General features: G+C 65.5%; 19 protein-coding genes, 2 tRNA genes and 3 rRNA genes. 15 read left to right on the top strand and 9 right to left on the bottom strand.

What is annotated here, in order from left to right; all coding sequences use genetic code 11:
- Positions 1-5 precede the first annotated feature (5 nt).
- A complete protein-coding gene (locus tag ACZ5PP_RS10075) occupies positions 6-338 on the bottom strand; it encodes a hypothetical protein (protein ID WP_004321671.1) in 333 nt (110 codons plus the stop codon).
- Between the two features lie 238 nt (positions 339-576).
- Here ACZ5PP_RS10075 and rpsF point away from each other — a divergent pair, with 238 nt between their 5' ends.
- From rpsF to ACZ5PP_RS10015, 12 genes are all read left to right on the top strand, one after another.
- On the top strand, positions 577-963 hold the full coding sequence (gene rpsF, locus ACZ5PP_RS10070) for a 30S ribosomal protein S6 (protein ID WP_004321668.1): 387 nt from the start codon (positions 577-579) through the stop codon (positions 961-963).
- A gap of 43 nt (positions 964-1,006) precedes the next feature.
- Positions 1,007-1,279, top strand: coding sequence for a primosomal replication protein N (gene priB / locus ACZ5PP_RS10065; RefSeq protein WP_231570744.1), 273 nt, complete (start codon positions 1,007-1,009; stop codon positions 1,277-1,279).
- Between the two features lie 2 nt (positions 1,280-1,281).
- Positions 1,282-1,557, top strand: coding sequence for a 30S ribosomal protein S18 (gene rpsR / locus ACZ5PP_RS10060; RefSeq protein ID WP_002933051.1), 276 nt, complete (start codon positions 1,282-1,284; stop codon positions 1,555-1,557).
- Between the two features lie 15 nt (positions 1,558-1,572).
- Positions 1,573-2,022 (top strand): 50S ribosomal protein L9, encoded by a 450-nt coding sequence (gene rplI / locus ACZ5PP_RS10055; RefSeq protein ID WP_004321663.1) that lies wholly within the window; start codon positions 1,573-1,575, stop codon positions 2,020-2,022.
- Positions 2,023-2,163: 141 nt separating this feature from the next.
- The gene (gene dnaB / locus ACZ5PP_RS10050; RefSeq protein ID WP_040829426.1) at positions 2,164-3,564 is read left to right on the top strand and encodes a replicative DNA helicase; all 1,401 of its coding nucleotides are present in this window, start codon (positions 2,164-2,166) and stop codon (positions 3,562-3,564) included.
- Between the two features lie 548 nt (positions 3,565-4,112).
- Positions 4,113-5,651 (top strand): 16S ribosomal RNA (locus ACZ5PP_RS10045).
- 71 nt (positions 5,652-5,722) lie between these two features.
- Positions 5,723-5,799: transfer RNA gene (locus ACZ5PP_RS10040), tRNA-Ile, on the top strand.
- A gap of 22 nt (positions 5,800-5,821) precedes the next feature.
- Positions 5,822-5,897 (top strand) — tRNA-Ala (locus ACZ5PP_RS10035).
- 289 nt (positions 5,898-6,186) lie between these two features.
- Positions 6,187-9,073 (top strand): 23S ribosomal RNA (locus ACZ5PP_RS10030).
- Between the two features lie 117 nt (positions 9,074-9,190).
- A 5S ribosomal RNA gene (rrf, locus tag ACZ5PP_RS10025) occupies positions 9,191-9,304 on the top strand.
- Together the 16S, 23S and 5S rRNA genes with 2 tRNA genes alongside form the textbook arrangement of a ribosomal RNA operon.
- 155 nt (positions 9,305-9,459) lie before the next feature.
- Positions 9,460-10,623, top strand: coding sequence for a UbiH/UbiF family hydroxylase (locus ACZ5PP_RS10020; protein ID WP_464827016.1), 1,164 nt, complete (start codon positions 9,460-9,462; stop codon positions 10,621-10,623).
- A gap of 17 nt (positions 10,624-10,640) precedes the next feature.
- Positions 10,641-11,369, top strand: coding sequence for a DsbC family protein (locus tag ACZ5PP_RS10015; protein ID WP_004327259.1), 729 nt, complete (start codon positions 10,641-10,643; stop codon positions 11,367-11,369).
- A 48-nt stretch (positions 11,370-11,417) separates the two neighbouring features.
- Here the strand turns inward: ACZ5PP_RS10015 and mltA are convergent, their stop codons facing one another.
- Positions 11,418-12,674, bottom strand: coding sequence for a murein transglycosylase A (mltA, locus tag ACZ5PP_RS10010; protein WP_012586054.1), 1,257 nt, complete (start codon positions 12,672-12,674; stop codon positions 11,418-11,420).
- A 64-nt stretch (positions 12,675-12,738) separates the two neighbouring features.
- Between mltA and ACZ5PP_RS10005 the strand changes: the two genes are divergently transcribed.
- From ACZ5PP_RS10005 to ACZ5PP_RS09995, 3 genes are read left to right on the top strand one after another with little or no spacing between them, the layout of a single operon-like run.
- Positions 12,739-12,873, top strand: coding sequence for a hypothetical protein (locus tag ACZ5PP_RS10005; RefSeq protein ID WP_012586053.1), 135 nt, complete (start codon positions 12,739-12,741; stop codon positions 12,871-12,873).
- Positions 12,854-13,729, top strand: coding sequence for an ATP-binding protein (locus tag ACZ5PP_RS10000; RefSeq protein ID WP_004326477.1), 876 nt, complete (start codon positions 12,854-12,856; stop codon positions 13,727-13,729). The genes ACZ5PP_RS10005 and ACZ5PP_RS10000 overlap by 20 nt, the downstream gene beginning before the upstream one ends.
- The gene (locus tag ACZ5PP_RS09995) at positions 13,726-14,676 is read left to right on the top strand and encodes a Nudix family hydrolase (protein ID WP_374615898.1); all 951 of its coding nucleotides are present in this window, start codon (positions 13,726-13,728) and stop codon (positions 14,674-14,676) included. The genes ACZ5PP_RS10000 and ACZ5PP_RS09995 overlap by 4 nt, the downstream gene beginning before the upstream one ends.
- 49 nt (positions 14,677-14,725) lie before the next feature.
- Here ACZ5PP_RS09995 and ACZ5PP_RS09990 read toward each other — a convergent pair whose 3' ends face one another.
- The 7 genes from ACZ5PP_RS09990 to ACZ5PP_RS09960 all read right to left on the bottom strand — a co-directional run bounded on the left by ACZ5PP_RS09990 (position 14,726) and on the right by ACZ5PP_RS09960 (position 20,327).
- The gene (locus tag ACZ5PP_RS09990; RefSeq protein WP_004326475.1) at positions 14,726-14,947 is read right to left on the bottom strand and encodes a DNA gyrase inhibitor YacG; all 222 of its coding nucleotides are present in this window, start codon (positions 14,945-14,947) and stop codon (positions 14,726-14,728) included.
- A 2-nt stretch (positions 14,948-14,949) separates the two neighbouring features.
- Complete coding sequence (gene zapD / locus ACZ5PP_RS09985; RefSeq protein ID WP_004326474.1) at positions 14,950-15,705, bottom strand: cell division protein ZapD; 756 nt, start codon at positions 15,703-15,705, stop codon at positions 14,950-14,952.
- A gap of 85 nt (positions 15,706-15,790) precedes the next feature.
- A complete protein-coding gene (coaE, locus tag ACZ5PP_RS09980) occupies positions 15,791-16,405 on the bottom strand; it encodes a dephospho-CoA kinase (protein ID WP_273424726.1) in 615 nt (204 codons plus the stop codon).
- 13 nt (positions 16,406-16,418) lie between these two features.
- The gene (locus ACZ5PP_RS09975; RefSeq protein WP_464827015.1) at positions 16,419-17,291 is read right to left on the bottom strand and encodes an SPOR domain-containing protein; all 873 of its coding nucleotides are present in this window, start codon (positions 17,289-17,291) and stop codon (positions 16,419-16,421) included.
- Between the two features lie 77 nt (positions 17,292-17,368).
- Complete coding sequence (locus ACZ5PP_RS09970; RefSeq protein ID WP_004314452.1) at positions 17,369-18,733, bottom strand: TrpB-like pyridoxal phosphate-dependent enzyme; 1,365 nt, start codon at positions 18,731-18,733, stop codon at positions 17,369-17,371.
- Between the two features lie 26 nt (positions 18,734-18,759).
- Entirely contained in the window at positions 18,760-19,497 is a 738-nt protein-coding gene (locus ACZ5PP_RS09965; protein ID WP_004314451.1) for a type III pantothenate kinase, read from the bottom strand.
- On the bottom strand, positions 19,494-20,327 hold the full coding sequence (locus ACZ5PP_RS09960; RefSeq protein WP_012586051.1) for a biotin--[acetyl-CoA-carboxylase] ligase: 834 nt from the start codon (positions 20,325-20,327) through the stop codon (positions 19,494-19,496). The genes ACZ5PP_RS09965 and ACZ5PP_RS09960 overlap by 4 nt, the downstream gene beginning before the upstream one ends.
- Positions 20,328-20,455 lie beyond the last annotated feature (128 nt).

Below are 20,455 nucleotides of genomic sequence, written 5' to 3'. Positions count from 1 at the left end.
GGTGTTCAGCGCAGCGGGATCACCAGCGGCGGGATATCCACGCCGATGACCACGGCGGGCGAGCGGCTGTAGCTGTAAGAGCGGTAGGGGCGCTCGTAGTAGTGGTTGTGGATCTCCGCCTCGCGGTAGTAGCGCGGGCGTTCACGGATGATGACCTTCTCGCGATACACCGTGCGCTCGTCCCAGTGGCGGCGATGATCGTGCTTGTAGTGGTGCTTGTGGTGGCCCCAGCGCGGGCCGCGGTCGTCCCGGTCGGCGTAGGCGGCAGGCGCGGCAGCGGCGAGGACGCTGCCGCAGAGCAGGGCGGTGGCGATCTTGCGGGTCAGGGTCGTGTTCATGGTCTGCCTCGTTCGATTTCTTCGTTGCAGGGCAGGGCCCCGGTGATCCGGATACTAGGCGAGGCGGACGCCACGAGGCAGTCGCAGAGTGTAAGCGGGCTTTTGCAACCGCGCTCCCGACTTCCGGGCTTCTTCAGTGTCTTTGATTTTCCGGGTTTTCTTGTTAGACTGGCGAGCTTCCCTTGCTCCACCGGACCGCATGCCGGGGGGCTGCAACAACCAACCGCAAGGAGTTTGCATGCGACATTATGAAATCGTCTTCATCGTGCACCCGGACCAGTCCGAGCAGGTGCCGGCGATGGTCGAGCGCTACAAGTCCATCGTGACCACCCGCAACGGCCAGATCCACCGCCTGGAAGACTGGGGGCGTCGTCAGATGGCCTACCCGATCCAAAAGGTGCACAAGGCCCACTACGTGCTGATGAACATCGAGTGCGACGGCGAGACGCTGGCCGAACTCGAGCACTCGTTCAAGTTCAACGACGCCGTGCTGCGTCACCTCACCATCAAGATGAAGAAGGCCGTCACCACGCCTTCGCCGATGATGAAGGAAGAGAAGTCGCGCTCGATGAACATCGGTGCCGACGACGCCAAGCCGGCCGACAGCGAAGCCGCTGCCGCCTGAGTTGCCTGAGCCGGGTCTGAACGAACTGCGCCTCGATGCGCGCGTGGCCGAAGTGCTGCCGCTGCGTCGAACCCCTGCCGGAATACCGGTCGCCAGCTGTGTGCTGGCGCACGAATCGAAACAAGTCGAAGCGGGCCTGACCCGCGAGGTTTCGGTGGAAGTGCAGGCGGTGGCGCTGGGCGATCTGGCGGCGGTGCTGGCTGTGGCGGTTCCCGGGAGTGCGCTGCGCGCCACCGGATTCCTCGCCGCGAAGAGCCTGCGCAGCCGAACTCCGGTTCTGCACCTGAACACAATCGAATTTCTCGAAGGAAACTGAAAATGGCCTTCAAGCCCAAATCCAAGTTCAAGAAGAAGGACGATCGCGGCGGTCGTGGTCTGTTCAAGCGTCGCAAGTTCTGCCGCTTCACCGCGGAGAAGATCGAGGAAGTCGACTACAAGGATGTGGACATCCTCAAGGACTTCATCACCGAAAACGCCAAGATCATGCCGGCGCGCATCACCGGCACCAAGGCGGGTTACCAGCGTCAGCTGTCGGTCGCGGTCAAGCGCGCCCGCTTCCTGGCCCTGATGCCTTACACCGACCTGCACCAGTAAGAGGAGAACGAACCCATGCAGATCATTCTTCTCGAGAAAGTCGTGAACCTCGGTGGTCTCGGCGACGTCGTCAAGGTCAAGGACGGCTACGCCCGCAACTTCCTGATCCCGCAGGGCAAGGCGAAGCGCGCGACCCAGGCCAATCTGGCCGAGTTCGAAGCGCGTCGTGCCGAGCTCGAGCGCGTCCAGGCCGAAAAGCTGGCTGCGGCCCAGGAGCTGGCGGGCAAGCTCGAAGGCGTCAGCGTCGAAGTTGCTCGCAAGGCGGGCATGGACGGCCGTCTGTTCGGCTCGGTCGGCAATGCCGACATCTCCGAGGCGCTCGCCGCCAAGGGCTTCGACATCGAGCGTTCCGCCATCCGCATGCCGGACGGCCCGCTCAAGCAGGTCGGCGAGACCCAGCTCGAAGTGTCGCTGCACGCCGACGTGCTCGCGAACATCACCGTCGTGGTGGCTGCCGAGCAGTAATCGCGATCTGTACGTGCATCACGAAGAGGGCTGCCGCTGGCAGCCCTTTTTGTTTCCTGCGCCCCTGCGGCGCGTTCCCTTCGCCAACGTCTCGCGGTCCGGCTCGCTACAATGTGCGGTCCGGCCCCGATGGTGCATCCGATGAGTTCCGCGTCTTCCCGTTTCTCCGATTTCTCCGCCGATCCGCAGCTCGCGCAGATCAAGCTGCCGCCGCACTCGCTGGAGGCCGAGCAGTCGCTGATCGGCGGCATCCTGCTCGACAACCAGGCTTGGGAGCGTGTCGCCGACCTGGTGAACGAGGCCGATTTCTATCGCGACGACCACCGCCGCATCTATCGCCACATCACCAAGCTGATCGACCAGGGGCGACCGGCGGATGCGGTCACCGTGTTCGAGTCGCTGGAGAAGAACGGCGAGGCCGAGCAGGCCGGCGGTCTCGCCTACATCGCCGAGCTCGCCAACAACACGCCGTCGGCGGCGAACATCCGGCGCTACGCGGAGATCGTCCGCGAGCGCGCGATCCTGCGCAAGCTCGTGGCGGTGGGAGACGAGATCGCTGCCAGTGCGCTCAGTCCGTCGGGCAAGGACGCCAAGGCGCTGCTCGACGAGGCCGAGGCCAAGGTCTTCGAGATCGCCGAGGCCGGCGCGCGCCACGCCAGCGGTTTCGTCTCGATCCAGCCAATCCTCAAGCAGGTCGTGGATCGCGTGCAGGAACTCTACGATCGCGACAACCCCTCCGAGGTCACCGGCGTGCCGACCGGCCTGGTCGACCTCGACGAGAAGACCTCCGGCCTGCAGCCGTCCGACATGATCATCGTCGCCGGCCGTCCGGCGATGGGCAAGACCACCTTCGCGCTCAACCTTGCCGAGCACATCGCGATCGAGCAGCGCCTGCCGGTTGCGATCTTCTCGATGGAGATGCCCGGCACGCAGCTCGCGACTCGCTTCATCTCCTCGGTGGGTCGCATCGACATGCAGAAGATCCGCAGTGGACGCCTGACCGACGACGACTGGCAGCGTCTGACCATGGCGATGGGCAAGCTCTACGACGCGCCGCTCTACATCGACGAGACGCCCGGCCTCAACCCGATCGACCTGCGCGCCCGTGCGCGTCGCCTGGCGCGCCAGTGCGGCAGGCTCGGTCTGATCGTGATCGACTACCTGCAGCTGATGAGCGGCACGCGCGAGGGCGACAACCGTGCCTCCGAGCTGTCCGAGATCTCGCGTTCGGTAAAGTCGCTGGCCAAGGAGTTGAACGTGCCGATCATGGCGCTTTCCCAGCTCAACCGCAGCCTCGAGCAGCGTCCCAACAAGCGCCCGGTGATGTCCGATCTGCGCGAGTCCGGTGCCATCGAGCAGGACGCGGACATCATCATGTTCATCTATCGCGACGAGGTCTACAACCCCGATTCGCCCGACAAGGGGACGGCCGAACTGATCATCGGCAAGCATCGTAACGGTCCCACCGGCACCGTGCGCCTCACCTTCATCGGGGAGAATACGCGCTTCGAGAACTACGCCGCCGCCCCCGGCATGTACTGAGCCCTATCGCAGGATGGTCGCGATTTTGCGGTTTGCGCAGGAAGATCGGCGGTCGTCACCAAGCGATTGTTCCTGCGTCGGGCCCTGCGGGAGGCCCGTAGAGACGCTGGCGCCAGAGGTGTGTTGTGCTCGGTGATCGGTCCCGGGGTCCCGTCGGCGTTGCTCGCATGCTTCCATCGGAATCTTTGTTGTTTTTTCTTGACGTCAGGATTTGGTTGTCTATAATGCGCACCTCTTCCAGCGCAGCGGTGCTTGAGTTCAGGCGCAGCGGGGCGGGAAGGGAGAGGCAGTCGGGTGTTGCGGGTCTTGTTGTTCCGTGTTTTTGGCGGGGCGGCGCAAAAAAAGATTCGCGAGATGCTTGACAGGGCGATGTAGGTTCTACATAATCTCGCTTCTTCGCTGCGGCAACGCAGCGATTCTTTAAAAACTTGGACAACCGATAAGTGTGGGTGCTTGGTTGTTGTGGTCGGCGACTTTGGTCGCATAGGTATCACAATGATTGGTGCTCATGCTGATGTAAGTCAGTATTTTGAGTACTTTGCTGGATTGAACTTAAGAGTTTGATCCTGGCTCAGATTGAACGCTGGCGGCATGCTTTACACATGCAAGTCGAACGGCAGCGGGGGCTTCGGCCTGCCGGCGAGTGGCGAACGGGTGAGTAATGCATCGGAACGTGCCCATGTCGTGGGGGATAACGTAGCGAAAGCTACGCTAATACCGCATACGCCCTGAGGGGGAAAGCGGGGGATTCTTCGGAACCTCGCGCGATTGGAGCGGCCGATGTCGGATTAGCTAGTAGGTGAGGTAAAGGCTCACCTAGGCGACGATCCGTAGCGGGTCTGAGAGGATGATCCGCCACACTGGGACTGAGACACGGCCCAGACTCCTACGGGAGGCAGCAGTGGGGAATTTTGGACAATGGGCGCAAGCCTGATCCAGCCATGCCGCGTGAGTGAAGAAGGCCTTCGGGTTGTAAAGCTCTTTCGGCCGGGAAGAAATCGTGGTCTCTAACATAGGCCATGGATGACGGTACCGGACTAAGAAGCACCGGCTAACTACGTGCCAGCAGCCGCGGTAATACGTAGGGTGCGAGCGTTAATCGGAATTACTGGGCGTAAAGCGTGCGCAGGCGGTTTTGTAAGACAGATGTGAAATCCCCGGGCTTAACCTGGGAACTGCGTTTGTGACTGCAAGGCTAGAGTACGGCAGAGGGGGGTGGAATTCCTGGTGTAGCAGTGAAATGCGTAGAGATCAGGAGGAACACCGATGGCGAAGGCAGCCCCCTGGGCCTGTACTGACGCTCATGCACGAAAGCGTGGGGAGCAAACAGGATTAGATACCCTGGTAGTCCACGCCCTAAACGATGTCGACTAGTCGTTCGGAGCAGCAATGCACTGAGTGACGCAGCTAACGCGTGAAGTCGACCGCCTGGGGAGTACGGCCGCAAGGTTAAAACTCAAAGGAATTGACGGGGACCCGCACAAGCGGTGGATGATGTGGATTAATTCGATGCAACGCGAAAAACCTTACCTACCCTTGACATGTCTGGAACCTTGCTGAGAGGCGAGGGTGCCTTCGGGAGCCAGAACACAGGTGCTGCATGGCTGTCGTCAGCTCGTGTCGTGAGATGTTGGGTTAAGTCCCGCAACGAGCGCAACCCTTGTCACTAGTTGCCATCATTTGGTTGGGCACTCTAGTGAGACTGCCGGTGACAAACCGGAGGAAGGTGGGGATGACGTCAAGTCCTCATGGCCCTTATGGGTAGGGCTTCACACGTCATACAATGGTCGGTACAGAGGGTTGCCAAGCCGCGAGGTGGAGCCAATCCCTTAAAGCCGATCGTAGTCCGGATCGTAGTCTGCAACTCGACTACGTGAAGTCGGAATCGCTAGTAATCGCAGATCAGCATGCTGCGGTGAATACGTTCCCGGGTCTTGTACACACCGCCCGTCACACCATGGGAGTGGGTTTCACCAGAAGTAGGTAGCTTAACCTTCGGGAGGGCGCTTACCACGGTGAGATTCATGACTGGGGTGAAGTCGTAACAAGGTAGCCGTATCGGAAGGTGCGGCTGGATCACCTCCTTTCAAGAGATCAGGCCATGATGGCCAAGTATCCACAACTTATCGGTTGTTCAGGCGAGAAGAGCCTCGGATGAGGGTCTGTAGCTCAGCTGGTTAGAGCACCGTCTTGATAAGGCGGGGGTCGTTGGTTCGAACCCAACCAGACCCACCAATCAAGGGTTGCTCGAGACAGGGGGGCTGTAGCTCAGCTGGGAGAGCGGCGGCTTTGCAAGCCGTAGGTCGTCGGTTCGATCCCGACCAGCTCCACCAGGACTGTCCAAGCAACAGGTTCGAGAAGTAAGAGATGTCGATGGCGCTCGAAGATCGTGGCGTCGTCATCTCTTACTTCTTGGTCGGCAGCTTCGGCTGTCGCGCGTAGAGGTTTGCTCTTTAACAAAGTGGAAGAAGTGTAGTACGTACCGAGCCGGTGCGTACTGCAAGTTGTGTGATTGCATCGATCCAGGCTGAGCTTGTCAGCGCAGGCTGGATCGCACAAACGAGTTCGTTCCTGTACGCGGGCCTTCGGGATGGCAACATCGAAGAGGGTCCAAGGTTATAGGATCAAGCGACTAAGTGCATGTGGTGGATGCCTTGGCGATCACAGGCGATGAAGGACGTGTAAGCCTGCGAAAAGCGTGGGGGAGCTGGCAATAGAGCATTGATCCCACGATGTCCGAATGGGGAAACCCGGCCCGCAAGGGTCATCTCACACTGAATACATAGGTGTGTAGAGGCGAACCGAGCGAACTGAAACATCTAAGTAGCTCGAGGAAAAGAAATCAACCGAGATTCCGTAAGTAGTGGCGAGCGAACACGGAAGAGCCTGCACGACTAAACCATCAGCTTAGCAAAACGGTCTGGAAAGTCCGACGATACAGGGTGATAGTCCCGTATGCGAAAAGCCGGTGGCGGGTCTGAGCGTGCGACAAGTAGGGCGGGACACGAGAAATCCTGTCTGAAGATGGGGGGACCATCCTCCAAGGCTAAATACTCGTGATCGACCGATAGTGAACCAGTACCGTGAGGGAAAGGCGAAAAGAACCCCGGGAGGGGAGTGAAATAGATCCTGAAACCGCATGCATACAAACAGTGGGAGCCTCGAAAGGGGTGACTGCGTACCTTTTGTATAATGGGTCAGCGACTTACGTTCAGTTGCGAGCTTAACCGAATAGGGGAGGCGTAGCGAAAGCGAGTCTGATAAGGGCGTCAGAGTAGCTGGGCGTAGACCCGAAACCGGATGATCTATCCATGGCCAGGATGAAGGTGCCGTAACAGGTACTGGAGGTCCGAACCCACTAACGTTGAAAAGTTAGGGGATGAGCTGTGGATAGGGGTGAAAGGCTAAACAAATCCGGAAATAGCTGGTTCTCCCCGAAAACTATTTAGGTAGTGCGTCGTACGGACACTTGCGGGGGTAGAGCACTGTAATCGTTGGGGGGGTCATTGCGATCTACCCCGCGATAGCAAACTCCGAATACCGCAAAGTGATATACGGCAGACAGACATCGGGTGCTAACGTCCGGTGTCAAGAGGGAAACAACCCAGACCGCCAGCTAAGGTCCCAAATGCATGGCTAAGTGGCAAACGAGGTGGGAAGGCATAGACAGCTAGGAGGTTGGCTTAGAAGCAGCCATCCTTTAAAGAAAGCGTAATAGCTCACTAGTCGAGTCGTCCTGCGCGGAAGATGTAACGGGGCTCAAGCCATGAACCGAAGCTGCGGATGTGTCTTTGACACGTGGTAGGGGAGCGTTCCGTAAGCCTGCGAAGGTGTCTCGTAAGGGATGCTGGAGGTATCGGAAGTGCGAATGCTGACATGAGTAGCGATAAAGGGTGTGAAAAGCACCCTCGCCGTAAGCCCAAGGTTTCCTGCGCAACGTTCATCGGCGCAGGGTGAGTCGGCCCCTAAGGCGAGGCAGAAATGCGTAGTCGATGGGAAACAGGTCAATATTCCTGTACCGCTCTTAGATGCGATGGGGGGACGGAGAAGGTTAGCTCGGCCATCTGTTGGAATAGGTGGTTTAAGCGTGTAGTCGTGCCGCGTAGGCAAATCCGCGTGGCTTAGATGAGGCGTGATGACGAGGATCCTCGGATCCGAAGCGAGTGATACCCAGCTTCCAGGAAAAGCCTCTAAGCTTCAGTCTAAGAGTGACCGTACCGCAAACCGACACAGGTGGGCTGGTAGAGAATACCAAGGCGCTTGAGAGAACTCAGGAGAAGGAACTCGGCAAATTGATACCGTAACTTCGGGAGAAGGTATGCCCCTGGTACGTGAAGGCCCTCGCGGCCGGAGCGGAACGGGGTCGCAGAGAATCGGTGGCTGCGACTGTTTATTAAAAACACAGCACTCTGCAAACACGAAAGTGGACGTATAGGGTGTGACGCCTGCCCGGTGCCGGAAGGTTAAGTGATGGGGTGCAAGCTCTTGATCGAAGCCCCGGTAAACGGCGGCCGTAACTATAACGGTCCTAAGGTAGCGAAATTCCTTGTCGGGTAAGTTCCGACCTGCACGAATGGCGTAACGATGGCCACACTGTCTCCTCCTGAGACTCAGCGAAGTTGAAATGTTTGTGAAGATGCAATCTCCCCGCGGCTAGACGGAAAGACCCCATGAACCTTTACTGTAGCTTTGCATTGGACTTTGACGGGACTTGTGTAGGATAGGTGGGAGGCTTTGAAACCGGGACGCCAGTTCCGGTGGAGCCAACCTTGAAATACCACCCTGGTGTCGTCGAGGTTCTAACCCAGGCCTGTGAATCCAGGTCGGGGACCGTGCATGGTGGGCAGTTTGACTGGGGCGGTCTCCTCCCAAAAGGTAACGGAGGAGTACGAAGGTCACCTAGGTACGGTCGGACATCGTACTGATAGTGCAATGGCAAAAGGTGGCTTGACTGCGAGACCCACAAGTCGAGCAGGTGCGAAAGCAGGTCATAGTGATCCGGTGGTTCTGTATGGAAGGGCCATCGCTCAACGGATAAAAGGTACTCTGGGGATAACAGGCTGATTCCGCCCAAGAGTTCACATCGACGGCGGAGTTTGGCACCTCGATGTCGGCTCATCACATCCTGGGGCTGTAGCCGGTCCCAAGGGTATGGCTGTTCGCCATTTAAAGTGGTACGTGAGCTGGGTTTAAAACGTCGTGAGACAGTTTGGTCCCTATCTGCCGTGGGCGCTGGAAGTTTGAGAGGGCCTGCTCCTAGTACGAGAGGACCGGAGTGGACGCACCCCTGGTGTACCGGTTGTGACGCCAGTCGCATCGCCGGGTAGCTATGTGCGGAAGAGATAACCGCTGAAAGCATCTAAGCGGGAAACTCGCCTCAAGATGAGACTTCCCCGGGGCCTCGAGCCCCCTGAAGGGTCGTTGAAGACCACAACGTTGATAGGCCGGGTGTGTAAGCGTGGCAACACGTTCAGCTAACCGGTACTAATTGCCCGTGTGGCTTGATCCTATAACCTTCAAAACAAAACGAACTCAACCCCCTGGTTGCCAAAACAACGCAACCAGACAATCACACAACACTTCTTCCTAACTTTGGCCTGCAAACCACGCAGGCAACAAGTCAAAGTCTGACGACCATAGCTGTGTGGAACCACCCCTTCCCTTCCCGAACAGGACCGTGAAACGCACATGCGCCGATGATAGTGAGGTCCGCCCTCGTGAAAGTAGGTCATCGTCAGACTAACCACACCAACACAACGCCCCACGCACACATCCGTGCCTGGGGCGTCGTGCTTTACAGCTGCCGGATCCCCCCGCACTCCGCGAGTGCGTACGTGGCGGCAAGGCGCGCCCTCGGGCACAATCCAAAGCTGTACCGAGTTTCCGGGGATCGCGATGAAATTCGACCTCATCATCGTCGGCGGCGGTCTCGCCGGGGCCGCGCTTGCGGTAGCGCTGCGCCGTAGCGCACTGCGGATCGCCGTGATCGAACATGCTGTGCCGCGCCGCCCCGAAGGCTGGGACGCCCGCGTCTACGCCTACAGCCCGGTGAGCGCACGCTTCCTGGACCAGCTTGGCGTGTGGGCCCATCTGGACCACCAACGCCTCGCTGAAGTCGCCGAGATGCGTATCCACGGCGATGCGGGCGGCGAGCTCGTATTTTCGGCCTACGACAGCGGACTCGAGGAGCTTGCCTGGATCGGCGAGTCCAGCTTGGTTCATGTCGAAATCTGGGAGAGCCTCAAGCGCCAGCACAACGTCACGCTGTTCTGTCCAGCGGCGCCGGAGGCGCTCGAGATCGACGAAGATGTGGCGACGTTGCGCCTGGGCGACGGTCGCAGCCTGAAAGCCGCGTTGGTCGTCGGTGCGGACGGACGCGACTCCTGGGTACGCGAACGTGCCGGAATCGCCGCGACGATCACGCCCTACGGCGAGCGCGGCGTGGTGGCCAACTTCGTCTGCGAGCGCCCCAGTCGCGGTGTCGCTTACCAGTGGTTCCGCGCCGACGGCGTGTTGGCTTGGCTGCCCCTGCCCGGGCGTCACATGTCCATGGTGTGGTCCGCGCCCGACGCGTTCGCCGACGAGCTGCTCGGGCTCGAGGCCGAGGCGTTCTGCGCGCGCGTGGAGGGGGCTGGCGGCCGCGCGCTCGGCAAGCTCGAGCTCGCCGGCCAGCGCGCCGCTTTTCCGCTGCGTCTGATGCGCGTGGAAGAGACGGTGCGCCCAAGGGTGGCGCTGATCGGAGATGCCGCGCATGCGATCCACCCGCTCTCGGGACATGGCATCAACCTCGGCTTTCAGGATGCGAAGGCGCTGGCGGAGGTGCTCGACGCGCTACCGTCCTGGCAGGACGCAGGCGATCTTTCGGTGCTGCGGCGCTATGCGCGCATGCGTGCGGAAGAGCCCTTCCTGCTGCAGTACACGACGCATGCCCTGAGTCGCTTGTTCGGGCGCCAGGATCCCCTCTCGGCGACCCTGCGCAATCTCGGGATGAACCTGACCGGGCGGGTCCCGGTCTTAAAAAATGCGCTGGTGCGCTACGCTGCCAACGGTCGCTTCTGAACCCTGTGGAGAACTTGATGAAAGCCCTTTCCGTCCCGTCCCTGATCCGGCCCCTCGGCCTCGCCCTGGCGCTCGGTGCGACCACGTTCGCACACGCCGACGAAGCCGGGGTCAAGAAGAGCATGGAGGCCTTCATCGGCTCGCCGGCGGTGGAGAGGGTGACTCGTACCGACTATGCCGGGCTGTACGAGGTCGTGCTCAAGAACGGCCAGCTCGTGTATACCGATGCGAAGAACAGCTTCATCATCGACGGCAGCATCATCGATACCGCCACGCGCCGCGACGTGACCCAGGCGCGCCTCAATCAGCTCTCCGCGATCGACTTCTCCACCCTGCCGCTCGACCACGCGGTGAAGGTCGTGAAAGGCAAGGGCACGCGCGTGATCGCCACCTTCGAGGATCCCAACTGCGGCTACTGCAAGCGCCTGGGCAAGGAGCTCGCGCAGATGGACGACGTCACCGTGTACACCTTCCTGTATCCGATCCTGAGCGAGGACTCGCGTGTCAAGTCGGACAACATCTGGTGCGCGAAGGACAAGGGGAGGGCGTGGACCGACTGGGTGGTCGATGGCAAGGAGCCCGCCAAGGCGAGCTGCGATACCGCGACCATCACGCGTAACGTCGAACTCGGCCAGAGCCTCCGCATCAGCGGCACGCCGACGATCTTCCTCGCCGACGGCTCGCGCATCGGCGGCTACCTGCCGCGCGCCGAACTCGAAAAGGCGATGGACGCCGCCAAGCGCTGATCCCTCGCAGGGCGCGGGCGGACGGTCACGCCCGCGCCGCGGATCGGGTCAGTGCGGCATGGGCGGCTTCATCCCCCTCGGCAGCAGCACCCACATCCGCCCCTGCTGACGCATCTTCCCGGCCTCGCGGCCAGCCTCGGCACCGAATCCCCAAAAGAAATCGGCACGCACTGCGCCCTTGATCGCGCCCCCGGTGTCCTGCGCCATGACCAGGCGCTCGAGCGGGCGCTCGCTGAGCGGCTGCGTGGTCGAGAGGAACACCGGTGCGCCCAGCGGCACGTAGCGCGGATCCACCGCGATGCTGCGGCCCTCGGAGAGCGGCACGCCGAGCGCGCCCACCGGCCCGCCGCCCGAGGCGGGCAACTCGCGGAAGAAGACGTAGCTCGGGTTGGCATTGAGCAGTTCCTGCAGGCGCCGCGGGTTGTCCTGCGCCCAGCGCTTGATCCCATCCATCGAGGCCTTGTCCAGCGTCAGCTCGCCCTGGGCGACCAGCCAGCGCCCGATCGACTGGTAGGGATGGCCGTTCTGGTCGGCATAGCCGACCCGCACCAGGCTGCCGTCGGGCAGCTGCACCCGCCCCGAGCCCTGCACCTGCAGGAAGAAGAGTTCGATCGGATCGTCCGCCCACAGCAGCACCGGTGCCGGGACCTCGCGTTCGGAGAGCTGCTGGCGGTTCCAGTACGGCAGCACCTTGTTGCCGACGAGGCGGCCGCGCAGGCGCAGGCTCTTCAGTTCCGGATACACGTCGGCGAGCTCGATCGTCAGCATGTCCTGCGGCACGCCATGGATCGGCCAGGTGCTGCGTCCGCCGCGCGTGCGACTGCCACGGATCAGCGGCTCGTAGTAGCCGGTCACCAGCCCGTTCGCGCTGCCGTCGGGATTCACCACCTGCCAGGGCGTGAAGCGGCTCTCGAGGAAGCGACGCACAGTGCCGCCGTCGGGTGCTCCGCCCAGGCGGGCGGCCTCCTCGCAAGCTGCCTTCCACGGTGCCTGGCGCACCAGGGTGCCGCAGGAGGCGCGCAACGCCGGCCAGGCCGCCGACAGCTCGTCGCGCTGCCAGCCTTCGATCGCGCCCCAGTCGCTCGCCTGCAGCGCGGCTGCGGCTGGGGCGGCCGGGGCAGCCGGAGCGCCCGGCGTGGCGGCTGGTGCGGCGCCGGAGCAGGGCGCGCAGCTCGGACAGGGTACGCAGGGGCGCTCTCCGGAGGGTTCGGGCGTGCCGGGCAGGGCGGCGCAAGCGGCCACCAGCAGGGCGGAGAGGGAAGGGAAGAGGGCGTTGCGGGTGCGGCAGAGCATCTTGCGGGGCATTGGTTGAACTCGGCTGTCTTTGCCGCCAGTATACCGGGCCCCCACAGGCTGCCGGAGACGGAAGGTGTGGCTGATCTTTCTCGAACTCGGTGTCGCGCTCGCGCTGCTGCTGGTCGTAGGGCTCGCCCTGCGCCAGTCGTCCGCGCACGCGCGCGACCGGGACGATTGCGGAAACCCCGATGACCAAGGAACTCGCTGAGCTGCTCGCCCGCGCCGAAGGCGTGCTGGCGCGCCTCGAAACCCTGCTGCCCGGCCCTGCCGCCGCGCCCGACTGGGACGCCGCGGTCGCCTTTCGCTGGCAGCGCCGCCACGGCCGTACCGCGCTGCGCCCGGTGCGTGCGCCGCACCGCATCATGCTCGCCGACATCCAGGACGTGGACGAGCAGAAGGCGCGCATCGACCGCAACACCCGCCAGTTCCTCGCCGGCCGGCGCGCCAACAACGTGCTCCTCACGGGCGCGCGCGGCACCGGCAAGTCCTCGCTGATCAAGGCCCTGCTCAACGAATACGCCGCGCGCGGCTTGCGCCTGATCGAGGTGGACAAGACCGACCTGGTCGACCTGCCCGAGATCGTCGAACTGGTCGCCGGCCGGCCGGAGCGCTTCATCCTCTTCTGCGACGACCTTTCCTTCGAGGAGGGCGAGGACGCCTACAAGGCCTTGAAGAGCGTGCTCGACGGCTCGGTGTCGGCGATGTCGGACAACGTGCTGATCTACGCCACCTCCAACCGCCGCCACCTGATGCCGGAGTACCACGACGAGAATCTGCAGGCCCGCCATGTCGATGGCGAGGTGCACCCGGGCGAGGCGGTCGAAGAGAAGATCTCGCTCTCCGAGCGCTTCGGCCTGTGGATCTCCTTCTACCCCTTCAGCCAGGACGAGTACCTCGACATCGTCGCGCACTGGCTGCGCAGCTTCGGGGCGAGCGATGACGAAATCTCCGCCGCCCGCCAGGAGGCGCTGCAGTGGGCGCTGATGCGCGGCTCGCGTTCGGGCCGCGTCGCCTGGCAGTTCGCCCGCGACCATGCCGGTCGCCTGCAGGACGACGCGCGATGACGCGCAAGCGGGTGGAGGTCGCCGCCGGCGTGCTGCTGCGCGAGGACGGTTGTTACCTGCTCGGCCAGCGCGCGCCGGATGCGGTGTATGCGGGCTACTGGGAGTTTCCCGGCGGCAAGGTCGAGCCTGGCGAGAGCCCGGCGCAGGCTCTGGTCCGCGAGCTCGACGAGGAACTCGGCATCCGCGTCACGCGGCTGCGGCCCTGGCTGTGCCGCGAGCACCTCTACGAGCATGCCCACGTCCGCCTGCACTTCCAAGAGGTTGCGGCCTGGGAGGGCGAGCTCGCCGACCGGGTGCACAGCGCCCTCGCCTGGGTGCGTCCCGAGGGCCCCGCGCGCGAGCCGATGCTGCCCGCCAACGGACCGATCCTGAAGGCTCTGCGCCTGCCGCGCACGATGGGCATCACCCAGGCGGCGGAGATCGGCGTAGAGGTCCAGCTCGACGCGCTCGAGCGTGCGCTCGCCGGCGGTCTGCGCCTGGTGCAGGTGCGCGAGGCGACGCTGCCCGATGCTGCACGCGAGGCCTTCGCGCGCGCGGCGCTGGCGCGCGTGCGGGCGCATGGCGGGCTGCTGGTGGTGAATGAGGACGAGGTGCTCGCGCGCCGCATCGGCGCCGACGGCGTGCATCTGCCGGCGCGCCGGCTGATGGCGGTGCAGGCGCGACCGGATTTCCCCTGGGTGGGGGCGTCCTGCCACGACCGCGCGGAGCTCGAGCGCGCCGCGGCGCTGGAGCTCGACTACGCCTTGCTCGGACCGGTGCAGCCGACCCTGACCCATCCCGGCCAGGCGGGGATGGGCTGGGAAGGGTTCGCGAGCACGGCGGCGGGCCTGCCGCTGCCGGTGTTCGCCCTCGGCGGGCTGGCAGCGGATGACATGGAGCGTGCGCGCGATGCCGGCGCGCACGGCATCGCCGCGATCCGCGCGATCTGGAGGCCCGTCCGGGATTGAAGGCGCACGCGCCGCGAGGCGGTGGCGAATCCGCCCGCGCCGGCGGCGTTCAGCGCTGCGGCATCTCGCCCGCGCCGGGCGGCTGGTAGTCGATCTCGTCGAGCGGCGCATCGGGCGGCGAACTCGGCACACGGTAGCCTTCCGAGGCCCACTCGCCGAGGTCGATCTGCTTGCAGCGCGCCGAGCAGAACGGGCGCCAGCGGCTCTCCGGCTTCCATTCGACGTCCTTGCCGCAGGTGGGGCAGCGCACGGTGCGGGCCCGGGTGTCCATGTTCACAGGCTGCAGAAGGTCAGTTCGAAGGCGACGTCGCGCTCGGCCACGCGTGGGCGTGCGACGGTCTCGGGCAGCATGAAGCGCACGTTGAGTGCGTACTTGTTGGCGCTGATTTCGGGCACCACGGTCTCGGACTGCGCCAGACGCACGCGCAGCATCTGTGCGGTGCGCCCCGCCATGGTGAGCTGGAAGGCGCCGGCACGTGCGTGCAGCGGCTCGGGGTGGCCGCTGGCGCGCAGCAGGCGCAGCACGATCTCGATGCCATCGCGGATCGGCGCTATCGGCTGGATCCAGGTGCCGAGGTCGCCGCGGCGCACGGCCGGGTCGCGATTGAGCCAGTAGTGGTAGGACGGCAGGTCGAACTGGCAGACTCCGCCCGGGATCGCCGCGCGGCTGCGGATGCTCATCAGCCACTCGTTCTCGCGCAGGTACTGGCCGATCTTGCCTGCCATCGCGAGCAGCCCGGTGGAGGCCTGCTCGATCTCGTAGAGCGCGCCGGCAAGCGCTTCCTCGGAGATCTCGGGGTTGTTGCGGAAGGACATCAGGATCTGGCGCTGGCGCTCGAGTTCCTGCACCAGGTCGACCTTCAGGTCTGCGCGGCTCGCCACTTCGAGCGTCTCGAAGATGGTCAGCAGCGCGACATGGTGGTCTTGCGGCGCCGTGCCCGCGGTGAAATGGGCAATCTTGAGGAGCAGGTCCTCCAGGCGCAGCAAGGTGCGGATGCGCTCGTTGAGAGGATATTCGTAGCTAATCACCGCAGCGTGTCCGCCTGTATCGCACCTGTTCAGAGTCGCGCCGATGATAGCACAGGCCCCCTTCCCACCATGGCGAGGCACGGTTTCAGTGCGTCGCCGCGGCGAGGTAGGCGGCGTGCAGGCGATCGACCTGTGCGTGCAGGGATGCGAGCGTGCCGGCGTTGTCGAGCACGTCGTCGGCGGCGGCCAGACGTTGCGCCCGACTGGCCTGCGCGGCCATGATGGCGCGGATCTGTTCATCGACGAGCCCGCTGCGCGCACGCACGCGCGCGACCTGCAGCGCCTCGGGACAGTCGACCACGCAGATGCGGTCGCAGCGCTCGCGGTAGCCGCCCGACTCGACCAGCAGCGGCACTGCGAGGATCACGTAGGGGCCGCTGGCCGCCAGGCACTGGCGGGCGCTCTCGGCGCGGATCAGCGGGTGCAGGATGGCCTCGAGGCGGCGGCGGGCATCGGGCTCGCGGAAGGCGAGCGCGCGCATGGCGGCGCGGTCGAGGCGGCCATCGGGCGCGATCATGGCGTCGCCGAAGGCGGCGTGGATGGCCTCGATCGCGCCGCCGCCGGGGGCGGTGAGCTCGTGGGCGATACGGTCGGTGTCGACCACGCTCGCGCCGAGGGCGGCGAAGCGGTCGGTGGCGGCGCTCTTGCCGCTGCCGATGCCGCCGGTGAGGCCGACGATGTAGGGGCGCTTCGCGCTCATCTCCTTCTCCGAATCAGCGCGTGCAGGCCTGGCGCCGGGCGCGCAGGCCGGGCGCGGCCGATTCGACGATGCGCAGCTCGTTGGCCGGGACGTTGGCCTGGATGCGGTAGCTGGTGCCCATGCGCGGCTCGATGCCGGCGTTCTCGACGCCCTTGGCACGCAGTTGGCCGAGCAGGATGCGGGCGCGGTTCTCGGTCTTGAAGAGGCCGAGCGAGACCGCGTTCTGGTTGGGGCCGGACTCCTGCACGATGAAGGTGTCGCTGACGCCGAGCAGGTTGAGCTCGACGACGCGGCGCTCGGCCTCGCTGCGGTTGCGCTGCGGCGGGATGCGCACCCACCAGGCCTCCGGTGTCTCGCTGCGGCTGCGCGCCGCGGTGATGCCGATGCGGCGCAGGCGCTGGGCGAGGCGGTCGGCCTCGCTCGCGCCGAGGTCGGCCCAGACGTGGCAGAGGGCGGGCGGCGCCGGCGAGGGGGCGGGGACCAGGGCAGGCTCGGGGGGCGGGGGCTCTGTCGCGGGGGCGATTTCGGCTGCCGGGGGATGGGCCGGCTCGGGTGCGACCTGCGCTGCGGGGAGCGTGGCGTCGTCCGTGGCGGCTCGCGCCGGGGCGTTGCCGGTCGTGGTGTCGGGTGGCGCGGCTGCGGTGGCCTCCGGCGCGGAAGGCGCGCGGGCGACGACCGCGGCGGGCGGGGGCGGTTCGGCGGCGACGGGCGCGAGGCCGGTGGCGCCGGTCTCGTTTGCCAGCCGGATACGCTCGGGATGCAACTGCGCGGCGATGCGCCCCGCCTCGCCCGCCGGCGGCTCGCCACCCAGCCAGCCGCCGATCGCCGCGAAGGCGAGGGCGTTGAGGATGAGCAGCAGGATGAGCAGGAAGCGCAGGGTCGTCATGCCTTGGTGTCGCAGGGGGGGCGGGGAAGGCGGGGCGCTCCGCCGGCCTTGCCGGCCGAGCGCGACCGCCAGCTCGTTCAGCCGACCTTGGGCAGGTGGGCGAGCGAAGTTGCCACCGCCTCGGCCGGGTAGTCGAAGTCCTCGAGCTTGCCCGAGAAGTAGCGCTCGTACGAGCTCATGTCGAAGTGGCCGTGGCCGGTCAGGTTGAACAGAATGGTCTTCGCCTCGCCGGTCGCCTTGCAGGCGAGCGCCTCGTCGATGGCCTGACGGATGGCGTGGCAGGACTCGGGCGCCGGGATGATGCCCTCGGCGCGTGCGAACTGCACCCCCGCCTCGAAGGTCGCCAGCTGCGGCACCGCGGCGGCCTCGATGAGGCCGGCGTGCAGCAGGTTCGACACCAGCGGCGAGTCGCCATGGTAGCGCAGGCCGCCGGCATGGATTCCGGGCGGCATGAAATCGTGGCCCAGCGTATACATCTTCATCAGCGGGGTGAAGCCGGAGGCGTCGCCGAAGTCGTAGGCGTACTGGCCCTTGGTCAGGGTCGGGCAGGAGGTCGGCTCCACCGCCACGCAGCGCAGCGTGGCGGCGCGCTTGTCGCCCGCGGCCTTGTCGGCGAGGAAGGGGAAGGCGATGCCGGCGAAGCTCGAGCCGCCGCCGCAGGGGCCGATGACGACGTCGGGATAGAGGCCGACCTTGTCGAGCTGCTTCTTCGCCTCCAGGCCGATGATGCTCTGGTGCAGCACCACGTGGTTGAGCACCGAACCCAGGGTGTAGTTGGTGTCGGCGCGGCCGGCGGCCTCTTCCACCGCCTCGGAGATGGCGATGCCGAGCGAGCCGGGGTTGTCCGGGTTCTCGGCGAGCAGGCGGCGGCCGGTCTCGGTGTGCGGCGAGGGGCTGGCGAAGACCTCGCCGCCCCAAGTCTGCATCATCAGGCGGCGGTAGGGCTTCTGGTCGTAGCTGACCTTGACCATGTAGATGCGCACCTCCAGCCCGAACATCTGCCCGGCGAAGGCGATCGACGAGCCCCACTGCCCGGCGCCGGTCTCGGTGGTCAGGCGGGTGATGCCGGCCTGCTTGTTGTAGAAGGCCTGCGGCACCGCGGAGTTGGGCTTGTGCGAGCCGGCGGGCGAGACGCCCTCGTACTTGAAGAAGATCTTCGCCGGGGTGCCGAGCGCCTGCTCCAGGCGCACCGCGCGACACAGCGGGCTCGGCCGCCACAGGCGGTAGATCTCGCGCACCTCCTGCGGGATGGCGATCCAGCGCTCGGTGCTCATCTCCTGTTCGAGGATCGCCGGCGGGAAGATGACCCCCATCTGCTCCGGCGTGGCCGGATGGCCGTCGGGGCCGAGCGGCGGCGCGAGCGGCGTCGGCAGATCGGCGGCGACGTTGTACCAGTGCGTCGGGATGTCGGCGGCGTCGAGCAGGATGCGGGTGGCTTCCATCGTTGTTTTCTCCCTTTCGATTCTTGTCAGTGGGTGGGCGGGGCGGGCAGGGTGGCGACCGTGCCCAGGCCGGTCAGCACCAGATTGTCGGTTCGTCGCAGCGGAATCTCGAGCAGGTCGGCGAAGCTGTCGGCGGCGCCGCCGCCGAGCAGGCAGAGCGCGCCGGGGTGCTCCGCGATCTGGCGGAACATGCGCTCGACTGCGCCGGTCTGGGCTTGCAGGCAGCCGGAGCGGATCGCGTCTACCGTGCGTCGCGGTTGCCACGCGAAGTGACCCTCGGCGAGCGGCAGCTGAGCCGTGCCGCGGGCGAGCGCCTGCTGCATCAGCTCGACCCCGGGCAGGATCAGGCCGCCGAGGAAGTCGCCCGCCGCGGAGAGCAGGTCCACCGTGGTCGCGGTGCCGGCGGTGACGACCAGGCAGGGGCCGGCATGGCTGTGGCGGGCACCGATCAGCGCCGCCCAGCGGTCGGCGCCGAGACGCTCGGGGTTCTCGTACAGGTTGCGCACGCCGGCGCGCGCGGCGGTGGGCAGCAGCCAATCCACCCGCAGCGGTGCGCAGGCCGTGGCGATGCGCGCGGCGACGCTGGTGCCGGCGACGTTACAGCCGAACACGCGCGCGAGTCCCGGCCAGGCGCGGCAGGCGGCGGCGAGCATGTCGATCTCGGCGTGGCCGACTGCCCCCTCGGCGAGGGCTCGCGCGGGGGCGTCCGCTGCGATCACGCGCCATTTCACCCGGGTGTTGCCGGCATCCACGAGCAGGATCATCGCGAGCCGTCCAGCAGCGGACGCAGCGACACGTCGCCGGCGAGCACCCGCTGCACGCCGTCCCCGGTGCGCAGCAACAGGGCGCCGTCGTCGTCCACCCCGGCGCAGGTACCCTGCAGCGTGGCGGACTCCCCGCGGACCGCCACCGGTAACTCGGCGAAGGCGTTGCGCTGCTCCCAGGCGCCGCGCAGGGCGGGGAAGCCCGCGGCCGCGTAGGTGTCGAAGAGGCGGTGGAACTCGCCGAGGATGGCCGCCAGCAGGACCGGACGCGAGGGCGGTTCGCCGCCGAGCGCAGCGGCGAGGTCGGTGACGCCGGCCTGGTCGGGAATGGCGGCGTCGGCCGGCAGGCGCAGGTTGAGACCGATGCCGATCACCGCCGCGGGCGGGCGACCGCGCACGGGGAGGAGTTCGACCAGGATGCCGGCGAGCTTCTCTCCGTGCACCAGCACGTCGTTGGGCCATTTCAGCTGCACCCCCTCGACGCCGAGCTGCTCGAGCGCGCGCGCGAGCGCCAGCCCGGCGGCGAGCGAGAGTCCGGCCGGCGCCGGGGTACCCGGCGCGAAGCGCCACAGCAGCGAGAAGGTGAGGCTGGCGCCCTCCCAGGACAGCCATTGCCGCCCGCGCCGCCCGCGCCCGGCGGTCTGGCGGTCGGCCACGAGCACATGCACACGACCGTCGTCGGCGGGCGGCGCATCCACGAGACGGGCGTTGGTCGAGTCGCAGCACTCCACCCATTCGAGGGCGAAGTCGCGCGCACGCGCGCCGAGGAGGGAGGCCAGTTCGGTCGCGCAGGCGCGCGCCGAAGGCGTGGATGGACGGATGGAGGACAAGTGCGGAAGCGGCGGATCGAAAACCGCATTATCCGCCAAGACCGTGGGGGATGCGCTTCCCGCGGCATGGATGCGCTGCGCCCCGTGCGCCGGCCGCGCCAACGCGCCCCCGCATCGAGGCGACCGGG

It is taken from the genome of Thauera sp. DNT-1, assembly GCF_055393985.1.
This window is presented reverse-complemented; position numbering and strand designations above follow the sequence as displayed.

Excerpts from the sequence above, each read along its gene's own strand:
- ACZ5PP_RS10075 (WP_004321671.1), bottom strand. The coding sequence starts at position 338 with ATGAACACGACCCTGACCCGCAAGATCGCCACCGCCCTGCTCTGCGGC.
- rpsF (WP_004321668.1), top strand. The coding sequence starts at position 577 with ATGCGACATTATGAAATCGTCTTCATCGTGCACCCGGACCAGTCCGAG.
- rpsR (WP_002933051.1), top strand. The coding sequence starts at position 1,282 with ATGGCCTTCAAGCCCAAATCCAAGTTCAAGAAGAAGGACGATCGCGGC.
- rplI (WP_004321663.1), top strand. The coding sequence starts at position 1,573 with ATGCAGATCATTCTTCTCGAGAAAGTCGTGAACCTCGGTGGTCTCGGC.
- dnaB (WP_040829426.1), top strand. The coding sequence starts at position 2,164 with ATGAGTTCCGCGTCTTCCCGTTTCTCCGATTTCTCCGCCGATCCGCAG.
- ACZ5PP_RS10020 (WP_464827016.1), top strand. The coding sequence starts at position 9,460 with ATGAAATTCGACCTCATCATCGTCGGCGGCGGTCTCGCCGGGGCCGCG.
- ACZ5PP_RS10015 (WP_004327259.1), top strand. The coding sequence starts at position 10,641 with ATGAAAGCCCTTTCCGTCCCGTCCCTGATCCGGCCCCTCGGCCTCGCC.
- mltA (WP_012586054.1), bottom strand. The coding sequence starts at position 12,674 with ATGCCCCGCAAGATGCTCTGCCGCACCCGCAACGCCCTCTTCCCTTCC.
- ACZ5PP_RS10000 (WP_004326477.1), top strand. The coding sequence starts at position 12,854 with ATGACCAAGGAACTCGCTGAGCTGCTCGCCCGCGCCGAAGGCGTGCTG.
- ACZ5PP_RS09995 (WP_374615898.1), top strand. The coding sequence starts at position 13,726 with ATGACGCGCAAGCGGGTGGAGGTCGCCGCCGGCGTGCTGCTGCGCGAG.
- ACZ5PP_RS09990 (WP_004326475.1), bottom strand. The coding sequence starts at position 14,947 with ATGGACACCCGGGCCCGCACCGTGCGCTGCCCCACCTGCGGCAAGGAC.
- coaE (WP_273424726.1), bottom strand. The coding sequence starts at position 16,405 with ATGAGCGCGAAGCGCCCCTACATCGTCGGCCTCACCGGCGGCATCGGC.
- ACZ5PP_RS09975 (WP_464827015.1), bottom strand. The coding sequence starts at position 17,291 with ATGACGACCCTGCGCTTCCTGCTCATCCTGCTGCTCATCCTCAACGCC.
- ACZ5PP_RS09970 (WP_004314452.1), bottom strand. The coding sequence starts at position 18,733 with ATGGAAGCCACCCGCATCCTGCTCGACGCCGCCGACATCCCGACGCAC.
- ACZ5PP_RS09965 (WP_004314451.1), bottom strand. The coding sequence starts at position 19,497 with ATGATCCTGCTCGTGGATGCCGGCAACACCCGGGTGAAATGGCGCGTG.